The 20,018-nt window shown below is 71.0% G+C and carries 19 protein-coding genes and 2 pseudogenes; 8 read left to right on the top strand and 13 right to left on the bottom strand.

What is annotated here, in order from left to right; translation table 11 throughout:
- Positions 1–24: 24 nt before the first annotated feature.
- The 4 genes from ACTWP9_RS13890 to ACTWP9_RS13875 form a co-directional block, all read right to left on the bottom strand.
- The gene (locus tag ACTWP9_RS13890; protein ID WP_443246400.1) at positions 25–630 is read right to left on the bottom strand and encodes a PadR family transcriptional regulator; all 606 of its coding nucleotides are present in this window, start codon (positions 628–630) and stop codon (positions 25–27) included.
- 96 nt (positions 631–726) lie between these two features.
- On the bottom strand, positions 727–1,296 hold the full coding sequence (locus ACTWP9_RS13885; RefSeq protein WP_443246399.1) for a DinB family protein: 570 nt from the start codon (positions 1,294–1,296) through the stop codon (positions 727–729).
- A 135-nt stretch (positions 1,297–1,431) separates the two neighbouring features.
- Entirely contained in the window at positions 1,432–2,889 is a 1,458-nt protein-coding gene (locus ACTWP9_RS13880) for an aldehyde dehydrogenase family protein (RefSeq protein WP_443246398.1), read from the bottom strand.
- Between the two features lie 56 nt (positions 2,890–2,945).
- Entirely contained in the window at positions 2,946–3,785 is an 840-nt protein-coding gene (locus ACTWP9_RS13875) for a helix-turn-helix domain-containing protein (protein ID WP_443246397.1), read from the bottom strand.
- 344 nt (positions 3,786–4,129) lie between these two features.
- Between ACTWP9_RS13875 and ACTWP9_RS13870 the strand changes: the two are divergent.
- Both ACTWP9_RS13870 and ACTWP9_RS13865 read left to right on the top strand, forming a co-directional pair.
- Positions 4,130–4,540 (top strand): annotated as a pseudogene (locus ACTWP9_RS13870) (ATP-binding protein); the annotation flags it as partial.
- A 231-nt stretch (positions 4,541–4,771) separates the two neighbouring features.
- Positions 4,772–4,954 (top strand): annotated as a pseudogene (locus ACTWP9_RS13865) (ATP-binding protein); the annotation flags it as partial.
- Here the strand turns inward: ACTWP9_RS13865 and ACTWP9_RS13860 are convergent.
- Positions 4,917–5,156: a DUF397 domain-containing protein gene (locus ACTWP9_RS13860; protein WP_443246396.1), complete on the bottom strand. Its 240-nt coding sequence runs from the start codon at positions 5,154–5,156 to the stop codon at positions 4,917–4,919. The pseudogene ACTWP9_RS13865 and the gene ACTWP9_RS13860 sit on opposite strands and share 38 nt — an antisense overlap.
- A gap of 199 nt (positions 5,157–5,355) precedes the next feature.
- Here ACTWP9_RS13860 and ACTWP9_RS13855 point away from each other — a divergent pair, with 199 nt between their 5' ends.
- Together ACTWP9_RS13855 and ACTWP9_RS13850 are read left to right on the top strand one after the other, a co-directional pair.
- Entirely contained in the window at positions 5,356–7,317 is a 1,962-nt protein-coding gene (locus tag ACTWP9_RS13855; RefSeq protein ID WP_443246395.1) for an ABC transporter ATP-binding protein, read from the top strand.
- A 153-nt stretch (positions 7,318–7,470) separates the two neighbouring features.
- Positions 7,471–8,610 (top strand): rod shape-determining protein, encoded by a 1,140-nt coding sequence (locus tag ACTWP9_RS13850; RefSeq protein ID WP_443246394.1) that lies wholly within the window; start codon positions 7,471–7,473, stop codon positions 8,608–8,610.
- A 27-nt stretch (positions 8,611–8,637) separates the two neighbouring features.
- On the opposite strand, the gene ACTWP9_RS13845 is transcribed toward ACTWP9_RS13850, so the two are convergent.
- Positions 8,638–9,108, bottom strand: coding sequence for a Crp/Fnr family transcriptional regulator (locus tag ACTWP9_RS13845; RefSeq protein WP_443246393.1), 471 nt, complete (start codon positions 9,106–9,108; stop codon positions 8,638–8,640).
- A 115-nt stretch (positions 9,109–9,223) separates the two neighbouring features.
- Between ACTWP9_RS13845 and ACTWP9_RS13840 the strand changes: the two genes are divergently transcribed.
- Positions 9,224–9,454: a DUF2277 domain-containing protein gene (locus ACTWP9_RS13840; RefSeq protein WP_443246392.1), complete on the top strand. Its 231-nt coding sequence runs from the start codon at positions 9,224–9,226 to the stop codon at positions 9,452–9,454.
- A 42-nt stretch (positions 9,455–9,496) separates the two neighbouring features.
- On the opposite strand, the gene ACTWP9_RS13835 is transcribed toward ACTWP9_RS13840, so the two are convergent.
- The 3 genes from ACTWP9_RS13835 to ACTWP9_RS13825 all read right to left on the bottom strand — a co-directional run bounded on the left by ACTWP9_RS13835 (position 9,497) and on the right by ACTWP9_RS13825 (position 12,176).
- A complete protein-coding gene (locus ACTWP9_RS13835) occupies positions 9,497–10,138 on the bottom strand; it encodes a MarR family winged helix-turn-helix transcriptional regulator (RefSeq protein WP_443246391.1) in 642 nt (213 codons plus the stop codon).
- A 150-nt stretch (positions 10,139–10,288) separates the two neighbouring features.
- Positions 10,289–10,747 (bottom strand): carboxymuconolactone decarboxylase family protein, encoded by a 459-nt coding sequence (locus tag ACTWP9_RS13830; RefSeq protein ID WP_443246390.1) that lies wholly within the window; start codon positions 10,745–10,747, stop codon positions 10,289–10,291.
- A gap of 142 nt (positions 10,748–10,889) precedes the next feature.
- Positions 10,890–12,176 (bottom strand): S1 family peptidase, encoded by a 1,287-nt coding sequence (locus ACTWP9_RS13825; RefSeq protein ID WP_443246389.1) that lies wholly within the window; start codon positions 12,174–12,176, stop codon positions 10,890–10,892.
- 281 nt (positions 12,177–12,457) lie between these two features.
- On the opposite strand from ACTWP9_RS13825, the gene ACTWP9_RS13820 reads away from it, so the two are divergent.
- Positions 12,458–13,705 carry an ANTAR domain-containing protein gene (locus ACTWP9_RS13820; protein WP_443246388.1) on the top strand — a complete coding sequence of 416 codons (1,248 nt, stop codon included), beginning with the start codon at positions 12,458–12,460 and terminating at the stop codon, positions 13,703–13,705.
- A gap of 299 nt (positions 13,706–14,004) precedes the next feature.
- Here the strand turns inward: ACTWP9_RS13820 and ACTWP9_RS13815 are convergent, their stop codons facing one another.
- Positions 14,005–14,184 (bottom strand): hypothetical protein, encoded by a 180-nt coding sequence (locus ACTWP9_RS13815; RefSeq protein WP_443246387.1) that lies wholly within the window; start codon positions 14,182–14,184, stop codon positions 14,005–14,007.
- A gap of 50 nt (positions 14,185–14,234) precedes the next feature.
- Here ACTWP9_RS13815 and ACTWP9_RS13810 point away from each other — a divergent pair, with 50 nt between their 5' ends.
- Complete coding sequence (locus tag ACTWP9_RS13810) at positions 14,235–15,032, top strand: carbonic anhydrase (protein ID WP_443246386.1); 798 nt, start codon at positions 14,235–14,237, stop codon at positions 15,030–15,032.
- A 4-nt stretch (positions 15,033–15,036) separates the two neighbouring features.
- On the opposite strand, the gene ACTWP9_RS13805 is transcribed toward ACTWP9_RS13810, so the two are convergent.
- The 3 genes from ACTWP9_RS13805 to ACTWP9_RS13795 all read right to left on the bottom strand — a co-directional run bounded on the left by ACTWP9_RS13805 (position 15,037) and on the right by ACTWP9_RS13795 (position 18,994).
- Positions 15,037–15,726 carry a response regulator gene (locus ACTWP9_RS13805; protein WP_443246385.1) on the bottom strand — a complete coding sequence of 230 codons (690 nt, stop codon included), beginning with the start codon at positions 15,724–15,726 and terminating at the stop codon, positions 15,037–15,039.
- Positions 15,723–17,429, bottom strand: a complete 1,707-nt coding sequence (locus tag ACTWP9_RS13800) for a sensor histidine kinase (protein WP_443246384.1) — start codon at positions 17,427–17,429, stop codon at positions 15,723–15,725. Before ACTWP9_RS13800 ends, ACTWP9_RS13805 begins: the two co-directional genes overlap by 4 nt.
- Before the next feature lie 143 nt (positions 17,430–17,572).
- Positions 17,573–18,994 carry a CitMHS family transporter gene (locus ACTWP9_RS13795; protein WP_443246383.1) on the bottom strand — a complete coding sequence of 474 codons (1,422 nt, stop codon included), beginning with the start codon at positions 18,992–18,994 and terminating at the stop codon, positions 17,573–17,575.
- Between the two features lie 318 nt (positions 18,995–19,312).
- Between ACTWP9_RS13795 and ACTWP9_RS13790 the strand changes: the two genes are divergently transcribed.
- Positions 19,313–19,981 (top strand): dienelactone hydrolase family protein, encoded by a 669-nt coding sequence (locus tag ACTWP9_RS13790; RefSeq protein WP_443246382.1) that lies wholly within the window; start codon positions 19,313–19,315, stop codon positions 19,979–19,981.
- Positions 19,982–20,018: the final 37 nt, after the last annotated feature.

The raw sequence follows: 20,018 nt of genomic DNA, 5'->3' as shown, positions 1-20,018 counted from the left end.
GTTCCAGTGCGGCTCTGTCGGGTTTCAGTGCGGCTGCCGGTCCGTCAGGACGCTCAGATCTCGCTCGCCCTCACCCGCCATGACGAACGCGCCGTCCTCCAGCCGGGAGATCAGTTCGCGGGCCCAGGCCGCGTCGCTGTCGCAGGTGTGCACCCACAGCTTCATGATCTCGCCGATGTGGCCCCACTCCTGGGGCGTGCCGCCCTCCGGAGACCAGTTGTCGGTGACCTCGTTGCGCCAGCCCTCCAGCGCGGCCACCCGCTCCTTGAGCAGATCGATGGCCTCCCCGCGCGGAAGGTCGACCAGGAACCCCACGGCGGAGGTCAGCAGCTCCTGCTTCTCCTGCGTTGCGGTCAGCGCGTGCCGTAGCAGCCGGAAGAACTCCGCCTCGCCCGCTTCGGTGATCTCGTACTCGGTCCGGGGCGGACCGCCGGCCGTGCTGGGCGCGATGTCGTGGGCCAGCAGCAGTCCCTGCTTGGCCAGTTGCTTGAGCGCGTGGTAGATCGACCCCGGCTTCGCCGTGGACCACTCGTGCGCACCCCAGAACTCCAGGTCGTTGCGGACCTGGTAGCCGTGCGCCCGCCCGCGCAGGCGCACGTCTCCCAGCACCAGCAACCGGATCGCCGACATCGCTACCCCTGCTCCGTTGATCGTTCGTCTTCCGCCCAGTCTATTCAAGTTTGACCAGCGGGCGGAAACCCCGACCGGCGACCAACAGCCGGAAGCTCACTCCTGCGCGAAGGCGGACCAGTCGGGCTCGGGCATCGCGCCGGTCTCGAAGACCAGGTCGAAGGCGCCCTTCCCGTCGATCGTCTCGCGGACGATGTCGGCGTGCCCGGCGTGCCGCGCGTACTCCTCGATCAGGTGCAGCAGGCCCCAACGCCAGGAGAACTCGCCGCCCTTGTCCCACGGAGCGGGCGGCACGACGAAGGTCTCGTCGAGCGAGGAGAGCTCGCCCACCGCCTTCTCGGTCTCGGCGCCGACCCGCTCGCTGTAGGCGAGCAGCTCCTCGACAGTCTGCTCGGCGGCCGGGCTGAAGCTGTTCTCCCACGCCTCTTTCTCCTCCGCCTCGCTGGTCTCGATCCCCCGGAAGGTGTGCAGCCAGCCCTCCTCGACCACGGTGACGTGCTTGAGCAGGCCGGCCAGCGAGAGCTCGCTGGCGGAGGGGGTGCTGCGGGCCTGCTCCTCGGTGAGGCCGTGCAGGGCGCGACGGATGCCGCCGCGCTGGGCCTCCAGGTAGGCCAGGAGGGCTCCGCGCTCGTCACCGTGCTGCTCCGCCTTGACGACTACCGGCATGTTGCTCGCCACCTTCCGGATCGGCCCGGGTTCTCTTCTCCCCGGCTGGTGACTACAAGCTATGAGGGCTTGCGGTCAGATTCTGTCCTCGATAGCCGCCGGGGCGCGCCCTTGAAAAAGACGCGCCCCGCGGGCTCAGAACGGGAATTCGCTGCGGTCCCGTTGGATGGAGACCCAGCGGGTGGTGGTGAAGGCTTCGACGACCTGTGGGCCGTTGAGGCGGCCCAGGCCCGAGTGTTTTTCGCCGCCATAGGGGACGATCGGTTCGTCCGCCACGGTCGAGTCGTTCACATGCACCATGCCCGCCTCGATCCGGCGGGCGACCGAGATGCCGCGCTCGATGTCGCCACTGTGGACCGCGCCGGCGAGCCCGTAGGGGGTGTCGTTGGCGACCTGGACGGCTTCTTCCTCGCCGTCCACCGGGATGATCAGCGCGACGGGCCCGAAGATCTCCTCGTGCAGCAGGGGGGAGTCCTTGGGCAGGTCCGTGAGCACGCTGGGCGAGACGAGGTTGCCGTCGACCGCGCCGTGCAGCAGTGCCGTGGCGCCCTCGGCGAGGGCCTGCTCGACGATGGCTGTGACGCGCTCCGCCTGGCGGGAGTTGATGAGCGGGCCGATATGGGTTTCGGGATGCTCCGGGTCGCCCACCACCAGCCTGCTGACGCGCTCCACGAACTTCGCGGTGAACTCCGGCTCCAGGCGGCGGTCGACGATGATCCGGTTGGCCGCCATGCACAGCTGGCCCTGGTTGACGAAGCGGCTGTAGACCGCGGCGTCCACGGCGTAGTCCACATCGGCGTCGTCCAGCACCACCAGGCCGCTGTTGGAGCCGAGTTGCAGGATGACGCGCTTGAAGTTGCGGCCGGCGACGGTGGCCACATGGCGGCCGACGCGGTCGGAGCCGGTGAAGGAGATGACCTTGGGCACCGGGTGCTCGATCAACGTGTCGCCGATCTCCGCGCTGTCGGTGATGACGACGTTCACCAGACCCGGCGGCAGCCCGGCGTCCTCCAGCACCTTGGCGACCAGGGTGCCCCCGCACACCGGGGTCGACTGGTGCGGCTTGAGGAGCACGGCGTTGCCCAGCGCGAGCGCGGGTGCGGCGGACTTCACCGCCAGCAGGAAGGGGTAGTTGAACGGGGAGATGATCCCCACGACCCCGACCGGGTCCCGGTAGACGCGGTTCTCCTTGCCGGGCACCGAGGACGGCAGGATCTCGCCGAGCGGGTTGAGCGAGAGCTGGAGCGCCTCCCGGAAGAACTCCTTGACCATGTGGATCTCGAAGGCCGCCTTGTGCCGGGTACCGCCCAGCTCGGCGATGATGGCCTCGGTGATCTGCTGCTCGCTGTCCTCGATGACCCGGATCGCCCGCTCGAAGACCCGTCTACGGGCGTACGGGTTGGTGGCAGCCCACTCACGTTGTGCGCGTTCGGCCGCGCGATACGCCTCGTCGACCTCGTCGCGCGTGGCGACGGTGATGGAGGCGAGCTTCTCCCCGTTGTAGGGGTTGAAGTCGATGATGTCCCAAGAGCCGGTGCCGGGACGCCACTCGCCGTCTATGCACTGGAGTGCCAGATCCTCGAAGTAGGACATGCCATTCCTTCTGGGGGTTGAAGGAGTCGCTGCTGCTTGGTCATCGTACCGGCGAGTCACAGGAGTTGGCGGATTCGGTGAAGGTGATCCCGAGTGCGCTCGGGAGAAAGGCTGATATCCACCAGTCGCCGCAGCACCTGGTCGTACTGAGCAACCTCGTCCCGCTTGTCCAAGTACAGGGCGCTGGTGAGCTGTTCGAGGTAGACGATGTCGCTCAGATCGGACTCAGGGAAGCGCAGCAGAGTGAACGCACCGGCCTCGGCGGGATGCCCGCCCAGCTCGAACGGGACGATGTGCAGCTGCACATTGGGCTGCTCGGAGACCTCGGCGAGATAGCTGAGCTGAGCCTCCATGACGGCCTTGCTGCCGTACGGGCGGCGCAGCGCGGCATCGTCCAGCACACAGAGCAGGTCGGGGGCGTTCTCACCGAGGAGCAGTTTCTGCCGCTCCAGGCGGAGCGCGACGCGGCGTTCGACCTCCTCCTCGGCGAGCGGGTTGCGGTGCCCGGCGGTGACAACGGCGTGTGCGTACTCGCCGGTCTGCAGGAGGCCGTGCACGAACTGCACCTCGTACGTACCGATATGCGAGGCGGCACCCTCCAGTCCGACGTACGTCTGGAACCAGCCAGGCAGCACATCGCTGTAGTTGTGCCACCAGCCCGCGACGCTCGAGTCCCGGGCCAGACCGAGTAGAGGCTCGCGCTCGGCGTCTTCGGTGACGCCGTAGAGCGTGAGCAGATCCTCCACGTCCCGGGCCTTGAAACTGACCCGTCCCAGCTCCATCCGGCTGATCTTGGACTCGGAAGCCCGGATCGAGTAGCCGGCGGCCTCGCGGGTGACGCCGCGGGCCTCGCGCAGCCTCCTGAGCTGGGATCCGAGCAGGATACGCCGGACCATCGAGCCGCTGGAGCTGTTTGCCCCCTTCGCCCCTCCGGTACCGCTCTGTGCCGATTCTGCTGCCATTCCGATCAGCCCTCCACCCCTGCTTGAAGGGAAGTGTGCCATCCCCGCGCTCCGTTGCGTGCCCGCCCGATTACACACGATCGAAAGTCTCTCGTGCACGTGCATCTGCCCTTGCATCTGCTGTGGGCATTGGGAACCATGGGGATGGCACAAGTGGACCCGTCGGCACGGAAGTTGGCTGCGCGGGTTGCGCTGTGGCGCCCGCACCAGGCGGGGTAGCACGGCCGACAGGATCCGCGCAGGATCATCACTGCCGCTGACGCCAGGAGTGGCCCTTGTTGGGGACCGAAGGATCGACGGTGCTGGAGCCCTTATGGCAGGGGCTCCCCTCGCCGGATGCCGCATCGGTCTCCGGCTCCGCTTCCTGCGCGCTGCCGCCACGCTACGAAGCGGTCTCCAGCGCCCGGGACTTCACCCGAAGGACACTCCGGCGCTGGGGCCTGACCGAAGAGTTCGACGACGTGGCGCTGGTGGTCTCCGAACTGGTGACCAACGCCATGCGGCACGGCCTCACCCCCGGCGCCGATCACGGGGCGGCGTCGGGGGACGAGGGCGACCCACCGGTCCGGCTGCATCTGATGCGCTGGTCGGCCCGGCTGGTCTGTGCCGTACGGGACCCCAGCGATCAGCCGCCCGAGGTGACGGCAGTACGACGTGCCGCCGCGCATCGGGAGGCCCGCGGGGGATTCGGTGCCGGCCACGGGGTGCACGGCGGTCACGGGGGCCGCACGGCACTCGAAGACTCCATGGAGTACGGGGGCTCCATGGATCGAGGGAGCTCCCTGAGACACGGGGGCTCCCTCGGACACGGGGGTCACGGGGAAAACGGGGGTCACGGGGGCGTCGTGCAAGCCGTTGACGCGTTCGACGCGTTGGGCATCTTGGACTCCGGGGATTTCCAGGAGTTCGAGGTGCCCGGCTTCACGGCGGAGTCCGGCCGCGGACTGTGCCTGGTCGATTCCTTCAGCGACAGCTGGGGCTGGCATCCGCTGTCCGGCCCGCTCGCCGGAAAGATCGTCTGGGCGCTGTTCCGGGTCGGCCGCCAACCCCGGGAGGGATCGATGGTCAGTGAGCCACCAGGTCGTCGAACTCGCCGTCCTTGACGCCGAGGAGCAGCGCCTCCACCTCCGCGGGGGTGTAGACGAGCGCGGGCCCGTCGGGGAAGCGCGAGTTGCGCACGGCGATATCCCCGTTGGGCAGTTTGGCGAACTCCACACATGCACCCTGCGAGTTGCTGAACCGGCTCTTTCTCCACACGACCCCCTGCAGGTCCATGGCGGCCATGCCGTTGAACGCGTCGGGCACTTGGATCTCCTGAGGTGGTTGAACGTGCGGGTCGCCGCAGTTGACGGCCGTGAGGCCGTCAACTGCAAACTTCCAGGGATCATAACTTCGTTCACGTACTGATGCATGTGCCGATGCACGTGCACGACACAGGTCGTGAGCTCATCACAGCCGGTCAGACCCTTGACTTGAAGTTCTCTTCAAGTCCTAGCTTCGACCTATGAGCATGGAGATGACCGCCTGGCACGCGCTCTACAACGCGCGCCACGCCCACCAGGACCAGCATCCCTTCTCCGCGGCCACGGTCCGCCGTGTCGTCCGCTTCGCGCACCGCCACCACCGCAAGCTGGTCGCGTTCATGCTGCTCAGCAGCGTGCTCGCCGTGCTCACGGTGGCCACACCGCTGCTCGCCGGGCGGGTGATGAACGCGATCGACCAGAGGGCTGCCAGCAGCACCGTGCTGATGCTGGCCGGTCTGATCGCGGCCATCGCCCTGGCGGAGGCAGGGGTCGGCATTCTGACCCGCTGGCTGTCCGCGCGCATCGGGGAGGGCCTCATCCTCGATCTGCGTACCGCCGTCTACGACCATGTGCAGCGGATGCCGGTTGCCTTCTTCACCCGCACCCGTACGGGTGCGTTGGTCAGCCGCCTCAACAACGATGTCATCGGCGCCCAGCGTGCCTTCTCCTCCACCCTCTCGGAGGTCTTCAGCAACCTCGTCACGCTGCTGCTGACCCTCGTGGTGATGTTCAACATCTCCTGGCGGATCACCCTGCTCACCTTGGTGCTGCTGCCGCTGTTCGTGCTGCCGGCGCGGCGCATGGGCGCCCGGCTCGCGCGGCTGGAGCGGGAGCGGGCCGACCACAACGCGCAGATGAGCACCCAGATGACGGAGCGCTTCTCGGCACCCGGCGCCACCCTGGTCAAGCTGTTCGGGCGCCCCGCTGAGGAGTCCGCCGAGTTCGCGGCCCGCGCCGACCGCGTACGGGACATCGGGGTGCGCACCGCGATGGTGCAGGAGGTCTTCTTCACGGCGCTCACCCTGATGGCGGCCCTCGCGCTCGCCCTCGTCTACGGGCTCGGCGGCTACTACGCGCTGCGCGGCAGCCTCGATCCGGGCGCCGTCGTCTCCCTCGCGCTGCTGCTCACCCGCCTCTACGCGCCGCTGACCGCGCTGGCCAGCGCCCGGGTCGAGGTGATGAGCGCGCTGGTGAGCTTCCAGCGGGTCTTCGAGGTGCTCGACCTCAAGCCGCTGATCGAGGAGAAGCCCGAGGCGGAAGAGGTGCCTGCCGGGCCCGTCTCCGTCGAGTTCGACGACGTCCACTTCAGCTACCCCTCTCCCGACAAGGTCTCCCTCGCGTCCCTGGAAGAGGTCGCCACGCTCGACACCCGGGGCGGCGAGGAAGTGCTGCACGGCATCTCCTTCCACGCCGGACCAGGAGAGATGATCGCCCTCGTGGGCTCCTCGGGCGCGGGCAAATCCACCCTCGCCTCGCTGGTCCCCCGCCTCTACGACGTGGACAGCGGCGCCGTACGGCTGGCCGGCAAGGACGTCCGCGACCTGAGCGCGGCGGCGGTACGGCAGACGCTCGGCATGGTCACCCAGGACGGCCATCTCTTCCACGACACCATCCGCGCCAATCTGCTGCTGCCCCGCCCCGAGGCCACCGACGCGGAGCTGTGGTCCGCGCTGCGCAGGGCCCGTCTCGACGGACTCGTCGCCGCCCTCCCGGACGGCCTGGACACCCTGGTCGGGGAGCGTGGTTACCGGCTCTCCGGCGGCGAGCGCCAGCGGCTGACCATCGCCCGGCTGCTGCTGGCCAGGCCCCGCGTCGTACTGCTGGACGAGGCCACGGCACACCTGGACTCCACCTCGGAGGCCGCCGTGCAGGAGGCACTCGGCGAGGCACTGCAGGGCCGCACGTCCCTGGTGATCGCACACCGGCTGTCCACCGTGCGGGCCGCCGACCAGATCCTCGTACTGGAAGAGGGCCGGATCGTGGAGCGCGGCACCCACGAGGAACTGCTGGCCGCCGGCGGGCGGTACGAGCAGCTGTACCGCACGCAGTTCCGCGACACGGACGACGGCACGGCAGGCAGTACGGCAGGCAGCACGGAAGGCAGCACTGCAGGCCCTACGGAGGACGGTACGGAAGGAGCACAGGTGCCGAGCGTCGCCTGAGGGAACGTCACCCCGCCGGACGCGCTCGGCGCGCGTGGGGTCACGGACCGGCACAGGCTGAGCTGTGGACCGTCCCTCGGCACCGTCCCTCGGCACCGCCCCTGGGGCGGTCCACTGGTCCACGCCAGCCGCTCCCGGAAGGACACGAGCGCCATGAGCTGCTCCAGCCTTGAGTCCCTGACCCGCTGCTCCGTCGCCGTCGACCTGGGCGCTGCCAGGACCCGCGTCTACGCGAAGGGATCGGGGCTCATCGTCGACCAGCCGTCGGTCGTCGCCGTGAACACCCACTCCGGCACGTTGATCGCGGTGGGCCAGGCAGCCGAGCGGATGGACGGCCGCACCCCGCAGCACATCCAGGTCATCCGGCCCGTCTCCGGCGGCCACGTGGTGGACATCGAGATGGCCCGGCGGATGGTACGGGCGCTCCTCGGCGACAAACTGCACGGCCTCCGGCGGCGCCGGACCATGAAGCAGGCCGTGGCCACGATCCCGCACGACGCCGACCCGCTGACGCGCCGGGCCACCATCGAGACGCTGTCCGGGGTCGGCGCGCGCCACGTCGAACTGGTGGAGGCCCCCATCGCCGCCGCGATCGGCTGCGGGCTGCCGGTGGTGCGCGCCGAGGGGGCCATGGTGCTGCTGTGCGGGACGACCACCACGCAGGTCGCGGTGGTCTCGCTGGGCTGTGTCGTGGCGGCGGGCACGGTCGGCCTGGGCGGGGACACCATCCACCACTCCGTCGTGCAGTACCTGCGCAACCGGCACGAGCTGCTGCTGCCCAGCCAGGAGGTCCGCCCGCTCCATCTGGCCCTGCTCGGCAACGGCGACCTCGGCAACGAACTCGGCACCGTCGAGGTGCAGGGCCGCGACGTGGTCTCCGGGCTCGCCCGCACCGTCGCCATCGACCCGGAGGAGGTACGCGGCGCCGTCCAGACCCCGCTCACGGGCGTGCTGGACACCATCCGCGTCGTCCTGCACCGCTGCCCGCCCGACCTGGTGGCCGACCTCGCCGAGCGCGGCATGGTGCTGGCCGGCGGCACAGCGCGGCTGCCCGGCCTCGCCGATCAGTTGCGGGAGCACACCGGGATGGCTGTCCATGTGGCGGAGGAGCCGGATCTGTGCGCCATCAACGGCCTCGCCGCGCTGATGCGGGCCGGCGCGGAAGCGGCCGATGCGGGCGCGCCCGTGCCGGAGAGCTCCGCGCATCCGGCCGCGGAGAGGGAAGTGATCGGCTCCCCGGCCCCGGTGGCAGCCGCAGAGGGAGTGCCGGTACCGGAGCAGGAAGCCGGATAGCCCTGCCGGTGGTCCCCGCGGTCCGGGTCAGATCGGACCCGCGGCGCGGTCCTGTGGGGCGTACGGGCCGAACAGGTCCACCAGCCGGGCGCGGCAGCGCTGGAGTCTGTCTCCCATCACTGCCGCAACGGTCCTGGTCATCGCCAGGCCCAGCGCTTTGTCCTCCTCGCACAGCACCCGCACCGAGAGCGCGTCGAACTCGAGGGCGCGTACCGGGCTGTCCGCCTGGGCGGCGAGGGACCACACATACGGCTGGAACATCCATGACCAGCCGAGCAGTTCTCCGTGCCGGACGTGGTCGATGGCCACGTCACGGTGTCCGGGGATGTGCATGGCCAGCGTCGCCGAGCCGGTATGCAGAATCCAGAAGCGGTCGGCCTTCGAGCCCTCCTCGAAGATTCGTTCCCCGGCTTCGAAGCGCACTTCGTAGCCGAGGGAGCGCACCCGCTCTCGCTGCTCCGGGGTCAGTTCACCGAGCAGCCCCGTCGTGGTCTGCATGGCCCGCCCTCCCTTCCGGGAACGGAGCGACGTATTCCCACGTCACGGCTTTTTCACCGTACCTCGCCTCACTCGAACAGGCGAGTGATGGGAGACGGGACGTACGGTCGGGAGTATGTGCAGAAGCATCCGGACCCTACGTCCGCCCTACGCCGAAGTCGTGACCGAGCAGGACATGCGGGCCGCCGCGCTCCAGTACGTCCGCAAGGTGTCGGGGTTCCGCGCCCCTGCAGCGCACAACCAGGCGGCCTTCGACCTGGCGGTGGAGCGGATCACCGCGGCGACCGAGGAGCTCCTGGAGGGCTTGGTGATCAAGGGAGCGGCAGGGACCGAGGGCACCCGCTGACGGGGGGGGAGGACGGGGGAGAGAACGGGGTTCCGCGCCGGTTCAGCGCCGGGAGCTCGCCTCCTCGCGGCTCTCCAGCAGCTGCAGCAGCTCACCCAGCATCCGGGCGAGCCCGTCGCGCTGCTCCTCGCCCAGCCCCGCGAGCAGTGAGCGCTCGTACGCCACCTGTTCCGGCATGATCCGGTCCACCACGTCACGCCCGTTCGCGGTCAGCGACAGATGTGCCATCCGGCGGTCCCGCGCGTCCGGGCGCCGCTCGATCAGGCCCCGCTCCTCCAGCGTCCGTACCCGCTTGGTGACGGCCGTGCCGGAGGCGTAGGTCTCCCGGGCCAGCCGGCCCGGGGTCAGGTCGCGGTCCTCGCGGCGCAGCGCGCTGAGGATGTCGAACTCGGGACGCGAGAAGCCCTCGCGGGCCAGCGGGGCGTCGGACGCCTGCCGCAGCAGCGCCGCGCACCTGGTGAGGCGGCCGATGACGCCGATCGGCTCGGTGTCGAGGTCGGGCAGCACCTGCCGCCACTGGGCCAGCACCCGCGCGACGACATCGCCCTCGGCCGCCCAACCGTTCGCTCCGGCCGCCTCGCCGTTCACCTCGTCCGGTCGGCCGTTCGCCCCGGCCCCCCGGCCGTTCGCCTCGGTTCCTCCCGCTCCGTCGGCTCTTTCGCCGGGTGCGCCTTCCGCCGGCACGCACTGCCCCTCTCGCCGAGCTCGTCTCTCCCGTACGCCGCCAATTCTGCCGTCGGGGGGCAGGCCGGTACGGGAGCGGGGTCCCACGGACGCGCGTGGCGCCCGCGGGACCCCGGCGAAAGGCAGCGGTTCTGCCCGCCCGTGCGGGTCCTACCGGTCCACCTGGTCGGAGGGCTGCTTGACGGGCACGTTGAACCGGTTGAACAGGTTGGTGATGCCGATCATCAGCAGCAGCCCGGCGAGCTGCTTCTCGTCGAAGTGCCGGGCCGCCTCGTCCCACACCTCGTCCGGAACCGCGTCCGACCGGTCGGCCAGCCGGGTCGCGGACTCGGCCAGCGCGAGGGCCGCGCGTTCCGCCTCCGTGAAGTGCGGGGTGTCGCGCCAGGCGGCCACCGCGTGCAGCCGCTGGTCGCTCTCGCCCGCCTCGCGGGCGGTGCGTGTGCCGTAGTCCACGCAGAAGCCGCAGGCGTTGATCTGGCTGGCCCGCAGGTGGACCAGCTCCAGCGTGGTCTTCGGCACCCCGGATCCGAAGGCCGTCTTCAGCAGCCCCTGGACGTGCGGGTTGAGCTCCGGCAGCAGCACTGCGGGGTTCTGCATCCGTGCGGTCATGTCTGGCTCCCTCTCTCACGCCTCCGCCGCTTTCGTCGGGCTGCGGCAGGCGAGGCGCTCTCGGTTGGTCACCCGTACGACGGAACGCGGGCTGCGGGATGTGACATGCGAACGCAGGGAAATTTCGCCGGGCCCGCCGGGCTCAGCCGCGGCTCCACGGCAACGCGGCGGTGCCCTGGTCCGGCGAGCCGGTCGGGCCACCGCCCCCGCCGGTGACGAGGGTGAGGCCGTACGCCTCGAGCGCGGGGATGACCGGATGGAAGAACGTCGTGCCGCCGGACGTGCAGTTGCCGGTCCCGCCCGAGGTCGTGCCCTGGGCCTGGCTGCCGGAGATGAACGAGCCGCCCGAGTCGCCCGCCTCCGCGCACACGGTGGTGCGTGCCACCCCGAAGACGGTGCCCTGCGGGTACGTCACGCTGGTGTTGCGCTGCTGGATGGTGCCGCAGCGCCGGCCGGTGGCCGAGCCGGAACGGCACACGGACGAGCCCACCAGCGCCTCGGTGGCCCCGGCCACCCTCACATCGCGGTGGCCGTAGCCGTTGACCAGCGGGCGCGGTGTCCAGTTGGAGTTCGTCGCCACCCACGCGTGGTCGGCGCCCGGGAACGTGGAGCCCTGAAAGGTGCCCTGGGGCTGCTGGTTGTATCCCTCGGTGGTGGTGCCCGGGGTGCCGCAGTGTCCCGCGGTCACGAATCCGCCCTGACGGCCCCGGGTGACGGAGAAGCCGATGGAGCAGCGGCCCCCGCCGTTCCTGTAGTACGTGTCGCCGCCCCGCAGATCCGCGAACGTGCGGGGCTCGGCGGTGGTGTGGCGCACCGTCACCGCGTTCCGGCCGACGCCGGCCCGCTTGATGAGGGCGTGCGCGGCGGAGGTGCTGTGGGCCTCCACGACGATGTCGTTGCGGGCGATGTCGATGTACCAGACGGGTACGCCTTGCGGGGCCGAGCGCGCGGCAGCACGGTCGAGGGCCTTCTGGACGCGGTCGAGGTCGCGGAGGTCACGCGCGACGACGCGCGCGGTGGCGCCCGCCCGGGTGATGCGCGCCGCCCGCGCCGCGTCCGTGGTCGCCACCGTCAGCCGCTCGGCCGTCCGGCCGCTGACGCGGGCCCCGGCGAAGCTGTCGCCGAGCGCGGTACGCAGCGCGCCGGCGGTGGCCGCCGCCTCGGCCTCGTTGGCGAGCCGGGTCCTGGCCTCGGCCCTGCTGAGGCCGAGGTCACGGCTGACGGCCCGGACGAGATCGGGGTCGGGCGCTGCGGTTTCCGGGGCGGTGCGGGGGGTGGCACTGGCGGGTGCCGGGGCGGTCAGCCCGGCCGGTAGCAGTCCGGCGACGGCCAGTACGGCAGCGGCGGTGGCAGCGGCGGCACCGTGCCGAGGCGCGGGGCGGGTTCTGGGCGGGAGAGGGGGAGGGCCGGAACTCGTGGGTCTCGCCATGGAGTTCTCCTCTGTGGGGGCGTTTCCCGGCGGGGTCGGAGAGCGGCTCGGCGAAACCGTAGAACCTGTTCCGCGCTGGTCCGGACCTCCCACTGTCCCCCTTCCACGGCGTTATGGCGGGACCCCTCGCCCAAGTGTCATGACGTGGCCGGTGCGGGCCCCGCCCGGGTGGCCCGCCCGGTCATCCCACCGGAAACCAGCCAGGGACCGAACTGCCGTGCGGTCTGACGCATGAGTACCTTTGTCATGCTGCAAATGTCCCGGGAAGGAAAGGACGCTGTATGGACAGTACGAGCGCCCCTGGCTTCGCGCGGGTGGAAGTGGTGCGGTTGCCGGGCGGGGAGAGCTTGTGGGTGGTGCGCGCGGAGGGTGGCCTGTTGGACGCCGGCCATCCGGCGCTCGACGCAGCCGCACAGCCCGGTGCGGGCTGCGCCGCCGTGGTGATCGACCTGGCGCTGGTCCCGCGGGTCTCCGCCGGGGGCGTCCGGGCGCTGGTCGGCTGTGCGCGTGCCGTGGAGGAGCACGGATGCAGCCTGCTGCTGGCCACCACCGACGCATCGGCCGGCAGCACCCTGACCACGGACGGAGCCCTGACCGTCGTGCGCTCCGTCGCCGAGGCGGCCACCGTATGCGGCGGCCCCGGTCCCGGGCCCGCCACCGGAATTCCTGTGCCGAGGCGGCCGGAACAGCCCTGCCGTCCGGACCGGGCGGGACCGGCAGCCCCGCCCGACGAACTGCTTCGGCTGCGCGAGGAGGTGCGCCATCTGCGGGCCAAGGTCCGTACCCATCCGCTGATCTCGCGCGCCCAGGGGGTCCTGGAGGAGCGCTATCGGCTGCCCGACGAGGGCACGGCGTTCGCGCTGCTGGAGGCCAGCTCGCAGCGGTTCAACGTACGGCTGCGTACCCTCGCCGCCGCTGTTGTGACCGTCCCGGCGCCGCGTTCCCTGGGCCGCGAATGGTTCCCGGGGCGGAAGCGGCACTCCGCTCCCCCGCTGGCCTTCGCGCCCGGGCTGCGGGCGGCCTCCGCGAACGCCGCAGAGGTGCTGTCCGCCGTGCTGCGGCGCAGCATGGAGGTGGCCGAGACCGGCATGGGCAATGTGCAGCTCGTCGATCCGATCACCGGTGATCTGCGGATCGAGAAGCATCACGGGCTGGACGACGACTTCCTGGAGTTCTTCGACCGTGTCGGCAAGGAGGGCACCTCTTGCGCGCAGGCTTCGCAGCAGGTCACCCGCGTCACCGTGACGGATGTGGCCACCGACACCATGTTCGACGAGCCCGCCAGGGCGGCGATCCTGGCCGCGGGAAGCCGTGGCTGCCACAGCACGCCACTGGTTGTGCCCTCGGGGCAGGTCGAGGGTGTGGTCTCCACCCACCACGAGCGTCCGGTCGGCGCGCTGTCCGCTGCGCAGGCGCGTGCGCTGGATGAGGTGGGTGCCCAGGCTGGGCGCTGGCTGGAGTGGTATCAGCGCACCGTTGTGCTCGATGCGCTGGAGGACTTGCACTTTGCGGGTGGCACTTGGTGCTGACCGCTTGTGGGGGCGCGCCTCCTTGTGTTTTGGCTGCCTGCCGGTGCTTGTGGGGGCACGCCCCCTTTGTTTTCGGCTGCCTGCCGGTGCTTGTGGGGGCACGCTTCCTTTGTTTTCGGCTGCCGCCGACAGGTCGTGTCGGGGGGCTCCGCCCCCCAACGGCCCCCCGCCAGGTGGGCTTCGCCCCCCTAGAACCCCCCTTCCGCAACCGCGGAAGCCATTGACGTAAGAGCAGCCCGCCCGGGGGCTGCCGCCCTTTGTCCGCACGTGGCGCCCATATCTGGGGTGGTTGCGAGGGTTCAGGTCAGGGAGTCGTCGGCCGGCGCGGGGATGCGGTCTCCGCGGCTGCGGGCGATGCGCACGACGTAGCAGGGCTTGTTGGTCGGCCGGTGCTTGGTGGTTGCTTTGCGGCAAGGAATGCTCCAGGGACCGGCAAGAACTGTTCTGGGCTTGATCAGGATTTGCCAACGGTCGTCCATGATTCGGCAATCCGGAGGGAGGGGTGGCGGGACGGAGATACGTTTCCTCCGTGAAATTTGCCCCGGTACATCCCAGAGTCGTTCGTCCAGAGAGGACGACACCTGTCGCCCCCGACTCCGGGGCGGCGCCCCCGGGTCGGCGTTTCCTCCTCCGTACCGCCCTCACCGGGACCGCGGTACTCGGCGCCGGTCTTGCCGTCGGTGCTTCCCCCGCGGTCGCCGCGGGCCGCACCGGGGCTGTGCGCAAGCGGCCCACCAATGCCAAGGAGGCTCTGCGGGAGCTGGCGGCGGGAAACAGGCGCTGGCGTGACTATCGGGAGCGGCATCCCGACGAGACGCCAGATGTCCGGGAGGCGCTGACGACCGGTCAGCACCCGTTCGCCCTCGTGCTCGGCTGCATCGACTCCCGGGTGCCTCCGGAGCTGGTCTTCGACCAGGGGCTCGGCGACCTGATGACCGTTCGCAGCGCGGGCCAGGTCCTCGACGAGGCTGTGCTCGGCAGCCTTGTGTACGGAGTGCTCGAACTGGACATCCCGCTGCTCATGGTGCTCGGCCATCAGTCGTGCGGGGCCGTGACGGCTGCGGTGCGGGCGGACGAGTCGGGCGAGGAACTTCCCGACCACATCCAGTACGTGGCCGACCAGATCAGCCCGGCCATCGACCACTGCAAGGAGGGCGACGCGCGCATCGCGGCGACGATCGACGCCAACGTACGGCTCATCCGTTCGCGGCTCGCGGCGGAGCCCGATCTCGCCGCCAAGGTGGACTCGGGGGAGCTGGCCATCGTCGGCGCCCGCTACGACCTGACCACCCAGCGGGTGCACCGCATCAGCAGTCGGACAGGCTGAGCGCTCAGCCCACCGGTCCGTGCCAGTGGTAGAGGTGGACCGGGCGGCCGGTCTCACCGTGCTTGAGGCGGTGCCGGACCAGCCCGGCACCCTCCAGCAACTTCAGGTAGCGCTGGGCGGTCTGGCGGCTGAGACCGGCGCGGTCGGCGATTTCCTGGGCCGAGAGGGGAGCGGCGGCGCTGTGCAGCACCTCGCGTACCAGATCGGCGGTCAGCACCGAGTGGCCCTTGGGCAGGGTCTCCGTGCCGCCGGGTGGCGTCGCGGCGCCGAAGATGCGGTCCACCGTCTCCTGGGTGGCGCCGGAGCGGGGAGCCGTGGCCAGTTCATGGCGGAGCGCGGCATAGCTGTCGAGCTTGCCGCGCAGGTGGGCGAAGGTGAACGGCTTCACCACGTACTGCAGGGCGCCATGGCGTTGTGCCGCGCGTACGGTCGCGGTGTCGCGGGCCGCGGTCACCATGATGACCTCGGTCTCGATGCCGAGGCCGTGCAGTCGGCGGAGGAGGGCCAGCCCGGATTCGTCCGGCAGGTAGTGGTCGAGCAGGACGAGATCGACGGGGTGCTGTTGCAGGAAGAGCAGTGCTTCGGCGGCGCTGTGGACCGTGCCGGCGACGTGGAAGCCGGAGACCTTCGCCACGTACGCGGCGTTGATCCGGGCCACGTTGGGGTCGTCGTCCACGACCAGCACTTCGATCACGTCACGGCTCCCGTCCGGGCGGATTCGGCGCCTCGGCCGGTGGGAGCGTCGGTGTCGGCGTCGCCGTCGGGGGCGGCGTCCGTCAGCGCCTCCGGCAGGACGACGCGGAACTCGGCACCGCCCTCTGCCGAGGCGCCGAGGTGGACCTGGCCGCCCGCGCGCTCCGCGAAGCGCCGTACGAGGGCCAGGCCCAGGCCCAGGTGGGAGGACGCCTCGCCGTCGGCCACGCCGTCCGCCGCCGGAACGGCCTTCGTCGACCAGCCCTCCTCGAAGACCAGCTTTCGGTTCTCGGGCGGGACGCCGGGACCGGTGTCGCGTACGGCGAGGACGACCCTGCGGTCGCCCTCGCCGCGCAGCTCCACCTCGACCGCGGGGTCCGCGCTGCCCGCCGCCGCGTCCAGCGCGTTGTCCACCAGGTTGCCGACGACCGTGACCAGGCCGCTCGGGTCGACCAGGCGGTCCGGGAGGAGCGAGTCGGGCGCGAGCCGCAGGGCGACGCCGCGCTCGGCGGCCACCGCGGCCTTGCCGACCAGCAGCGCCGACACCAGGGGATCGTGGACCCGTTCGGTGACCTCTTCGGCCGTGGCGCGGTGCACGCCCAGCGAGTCGGTGACGAACTGGGCGGCCTCCTCGTACAGCCCCAGTTCCAGCAGGCCGAGCAGGGTGTGCAGCCGGTTGGCGTGCTCGTGGTCCTGGGCGCGGAGGGCGTCCAGGAGACCGCGGGTGCCTTCGAGTTCGCGGCCGAGGCGTTCGAGTTCGGTGCGGTCGCGGAGGGTGGCGACGGCGCCGCCGTCCGCGGTGGGCATGCGGTTGGCGACGAGGACGCGGGCGCCGCGGACGGTGACCAGGTCGCGGCCCGTCACCCGCCCGGTGAGCACGTCCGCCGTACGGCCGGGGCCGAGGGCTTCGGTGACCGGGGAGCCCAGCGCTTCGGGGCCGAGGCCGAGGAGCCGCTGGGCCTCGTCGTTGACGAGCCGCACCCTGCCGCCCGCGTCCAGCGCCACGACGCCCTCCGCGAGGCCGTGCAGCATCGCCTCGCGCTCGGCCAGCAGCGCGGAGATGTCGGAGAAGGCGAGCGCGTGGGTGCGCCGCCGCAGCCGCCGGGCCAGCAGATAGGCGGCCAGCGCACCGACGGCCAGCGCACCGCCCGCGTACGTCAACAGCCTGGGGACGAGCGCCAGCAGGCTCTCGCGGACGTTGGCGTAGTCGATACCGACGGAGACCGCGCCGACGATCCGCCCGCCGGCGTCCCGCAGCGGGGCCTTGCCGCGCGCGGTGCGGCCGAGGGTGCCGTCGTCGATCTGGGTGACGTCGTGCCCCGCCAGCGCCGGTCCGGGGTCGGTGGAGACATGGTGTCCGAGCGCCGAGGGTGACGGGTGGGACCAGCGGATACCGCGCTTGTCCATGATCACCACGTACTCGGCGCCCGTGGCGTGCCGGATCCGCTCCGCCTCGGCCTGGAGGGGGCCGTCCGGAGAGGGCCGGTCGGCGGTGTGCCGCTGGGCGGTCAGCTCGGCGGCGAGCCCCGGCCGGGCCGCGGTGGTCTGGGCGATCGCGAGGGCACGGCGCATGGCCTGCCGGTCCAGCTGGTCGCTCAGCGGTGCCAGGAACAGGCCGCTGACCAGCGCTGTCACACCGACGACAAGCGCGAGCTGGGCCGCCAGCACATGAGAGGAGACGCGGCGCGGCGATCTGACGCGCATCGGCCCCGCCTCCTCTCGGCCTTCGGATTCGCGCAATCCGGACTGTCTGGAATCACCCGTTCCGGTTAACGTTACGGGTTCCGGCCACCCGGCCACAGGCCCCGGCCGTAGATCCCGGCCACAGGTCCGGCCACAGGTCCCGGCTACAGGATGCCGAAGAGCAGTCCCGCGCCGAGCACGACCAGCGATGTCAGTACCGCCCACTTGATCGTGAACTTGGTGTGCTCCCCGAACTCCACCTTCGCCATACCGACCAGCACGTACACCGCGGGGACCAGCGGGCTCGACATGTGCAGCGGCTGGCCGACGAGCGAGGCGCGGGCGATCTCCAGTGAGCTGACCCCGTGCGCGGCCCCGGCCTCGGAGAGGATCGGGACGATGCCGAAGTAGAAGCCGTCGTTCGACATCAGATAGGTGAACGGGATGCTCAGGAGGCCGGTGACCACCGCCATGTGCGGCCCGAGCGCGTCGGGGATCGCATGCACCACGGTGCGGGCCATCTCCTCCACCATGCCCGTCCCGGTCAGTACGCCGGTGAAGACGGCAGCGGCGAAGACCATGCCGGCCACGTTGAGCACGTTCTCGGAGTGCGCGGCGATCCGGGCCTTCTGGTCTGCCATGTCCCGGAAGTTCACCGTCAGCGCGATGGCGGCCCCCAGCAGGAACAGCACCGGGATGGGGAGCAGCTGGGTGATCAGCAGCACGAGGAGGGCTACGGTCAGCGCCGCGTTGAACCAGTACAGCTTCGGGCGGAGGGTGGGGCGGTTCGGGTCCAGTACGGCCGACTCGGGTCCGGTGCCGGTGTCGGCCTCGGGACCGGTGCCTGTGCCGGTGCCGCCACCCGTGCTGGTGCCGGTGCCGGTGTCGGCGCCCGTGCCGGTGCCGCCACCCGCGCCCACCAGCACCGTCTCCGTCTCGCGCTCGCGCTCGTCCGCGCCCGTGAAGGTCAGCGTGCCCAGGCGACGCCGTTCCCGGAGCCCGAGGACGTAGGAGAGGACCAGGACGCAGACCAGACCGACGGCGAGTGCCGGGATCATCGGGACGAAGATGTCGCCCGCGTCCAGGTGCAGCGCGGTGGCGGCCCGCGCGGTGGGGCCGCCCCAGGGGAGCGTGTTCATGACGCCGTTGGCCGTGGCGGCGATGCCGGTCAGCACGACCACGCTCATCCCCAGCCGCCGGTAGAGGGGCAGCATCGCGGAGACCGTGATCATGAACGTCGTCGAGCCGTCACCGTCCAGCGAGACGATCGCGGCGAGCACGGCCGTCCCCACCACGATCCGCAGCGGGTCGGCCTTGCAGAACCGCAGGATGCCCCGGACGATCGGGTCGAAGAGGCCGACGTCGATCATCACACCGAAATAGATGATGGCGAACATCAGCATGGCGGCCGTGGGCGCGAGGTCGGCGACGCCGTCGAGTACGTACTTCCCCAGGTGCGCCCCCTGGCCGACCAGGACGCAGAACAGCGCGGGGATGAGCACGAGCGCGGCTATGGGGGACATCTTCTTGGTCATGATCAGCGCCAGGAAGGTAGCGATCATGACAAAGCCGAGGATCGTCAGCATGGAAACCCAATCTCTCGCCCGCCGCGACGCGACGGGGGGCCCGCCCGTAACCCCGTCGCCTCGCGGCGGGGACCGGTGTCCGGTGACGGAGCACGCGGTGGCCCTGCGATCGGGGCCCCGGTGCCCTGCGGTCGCCCGACCGTAAGCAGCGCGAGGTACCCGTCACAAGAGCGTCATCCGCGAGCAATATGAGCGAAACCCCAGCTCAAGGTGGGGGCGTGGTTGGACCGCTGCGCCCATGGGCACCCGGGGAACGGCGCGAGAACCCAAAAGCGCAGGGGACGCCGTGAGGGAAAGCCCGAGGGGAAGTGAGGAGGCATGGCCACCGAAACCATGGAAACCGTGCATGTCCGGACCGACGACGGAGCGGTGCTCACCGGCGACCTCCAGGTGCCGGAACGGGTGACCGGCGCCGTGCTCTTCGCCCACGGCAGCGGCAGCTCGCGGTTCAGCCCTCGCAACCGCACGGTCGCCGCGGCGCTGCGCGAGGAAGGGCTCGCCACGCTGCTGCTGGATCTGCTGACCGAGGAGGAGGAGCAGATCGACGTGGCGACGGCGGAGCACCGGTTCGACATTCCGCTGCTGGCCCGCCGGCTGGTGGCGGCCGTCGACGACCTGACCCGGCACGGGCGGACGGCCGGACTGCCGGTGGGGATCTTCGGAGCGAGCACCGGCGCTGCGGCGGCGCTGACGGCTGCGGCCCAGCGGCCGAGCACCGTGTACGCGGTGGTCTCGCGTGGCGGCCGGCCGGACCTGGCAGGCGAAGCGCTGCCGGACGTGCTGGCTCCGGTGCTGCTGATCGTCGGCGGGAGCGACCACCAGGTGCTGCGGCTGAACGAGGCCGCCGCCGAGCGGCTGCGTGCCCCGCACCGTATCCAAATCGTCCCGGGCGCCACCCACCTGTTCGAGGAGCCGGGCACGTTGGAGGAGGCCGCGAGGGAAGCGGCCAAGTGGTTCGCGCTGCCGCCCACCACGGACGGCGAGTGAGGCCCCGGAAGAACGAGAACGCGTCGCAGAAGGAGAC

It is taken from the genome of Streptomyces sp. 3N207 (assembly GCF_052246355.1).
Lineage (GTDB): Bacteria > Actinomycetota > Actinomycetes > Streptomycetales > Streptomycetaceae > Streptomyces.
The sequence above is the reverse complement of the archived record's forward strand: the minus strand, read 5'-3'. Positions and strand labels throughout refer to the sequence as shown.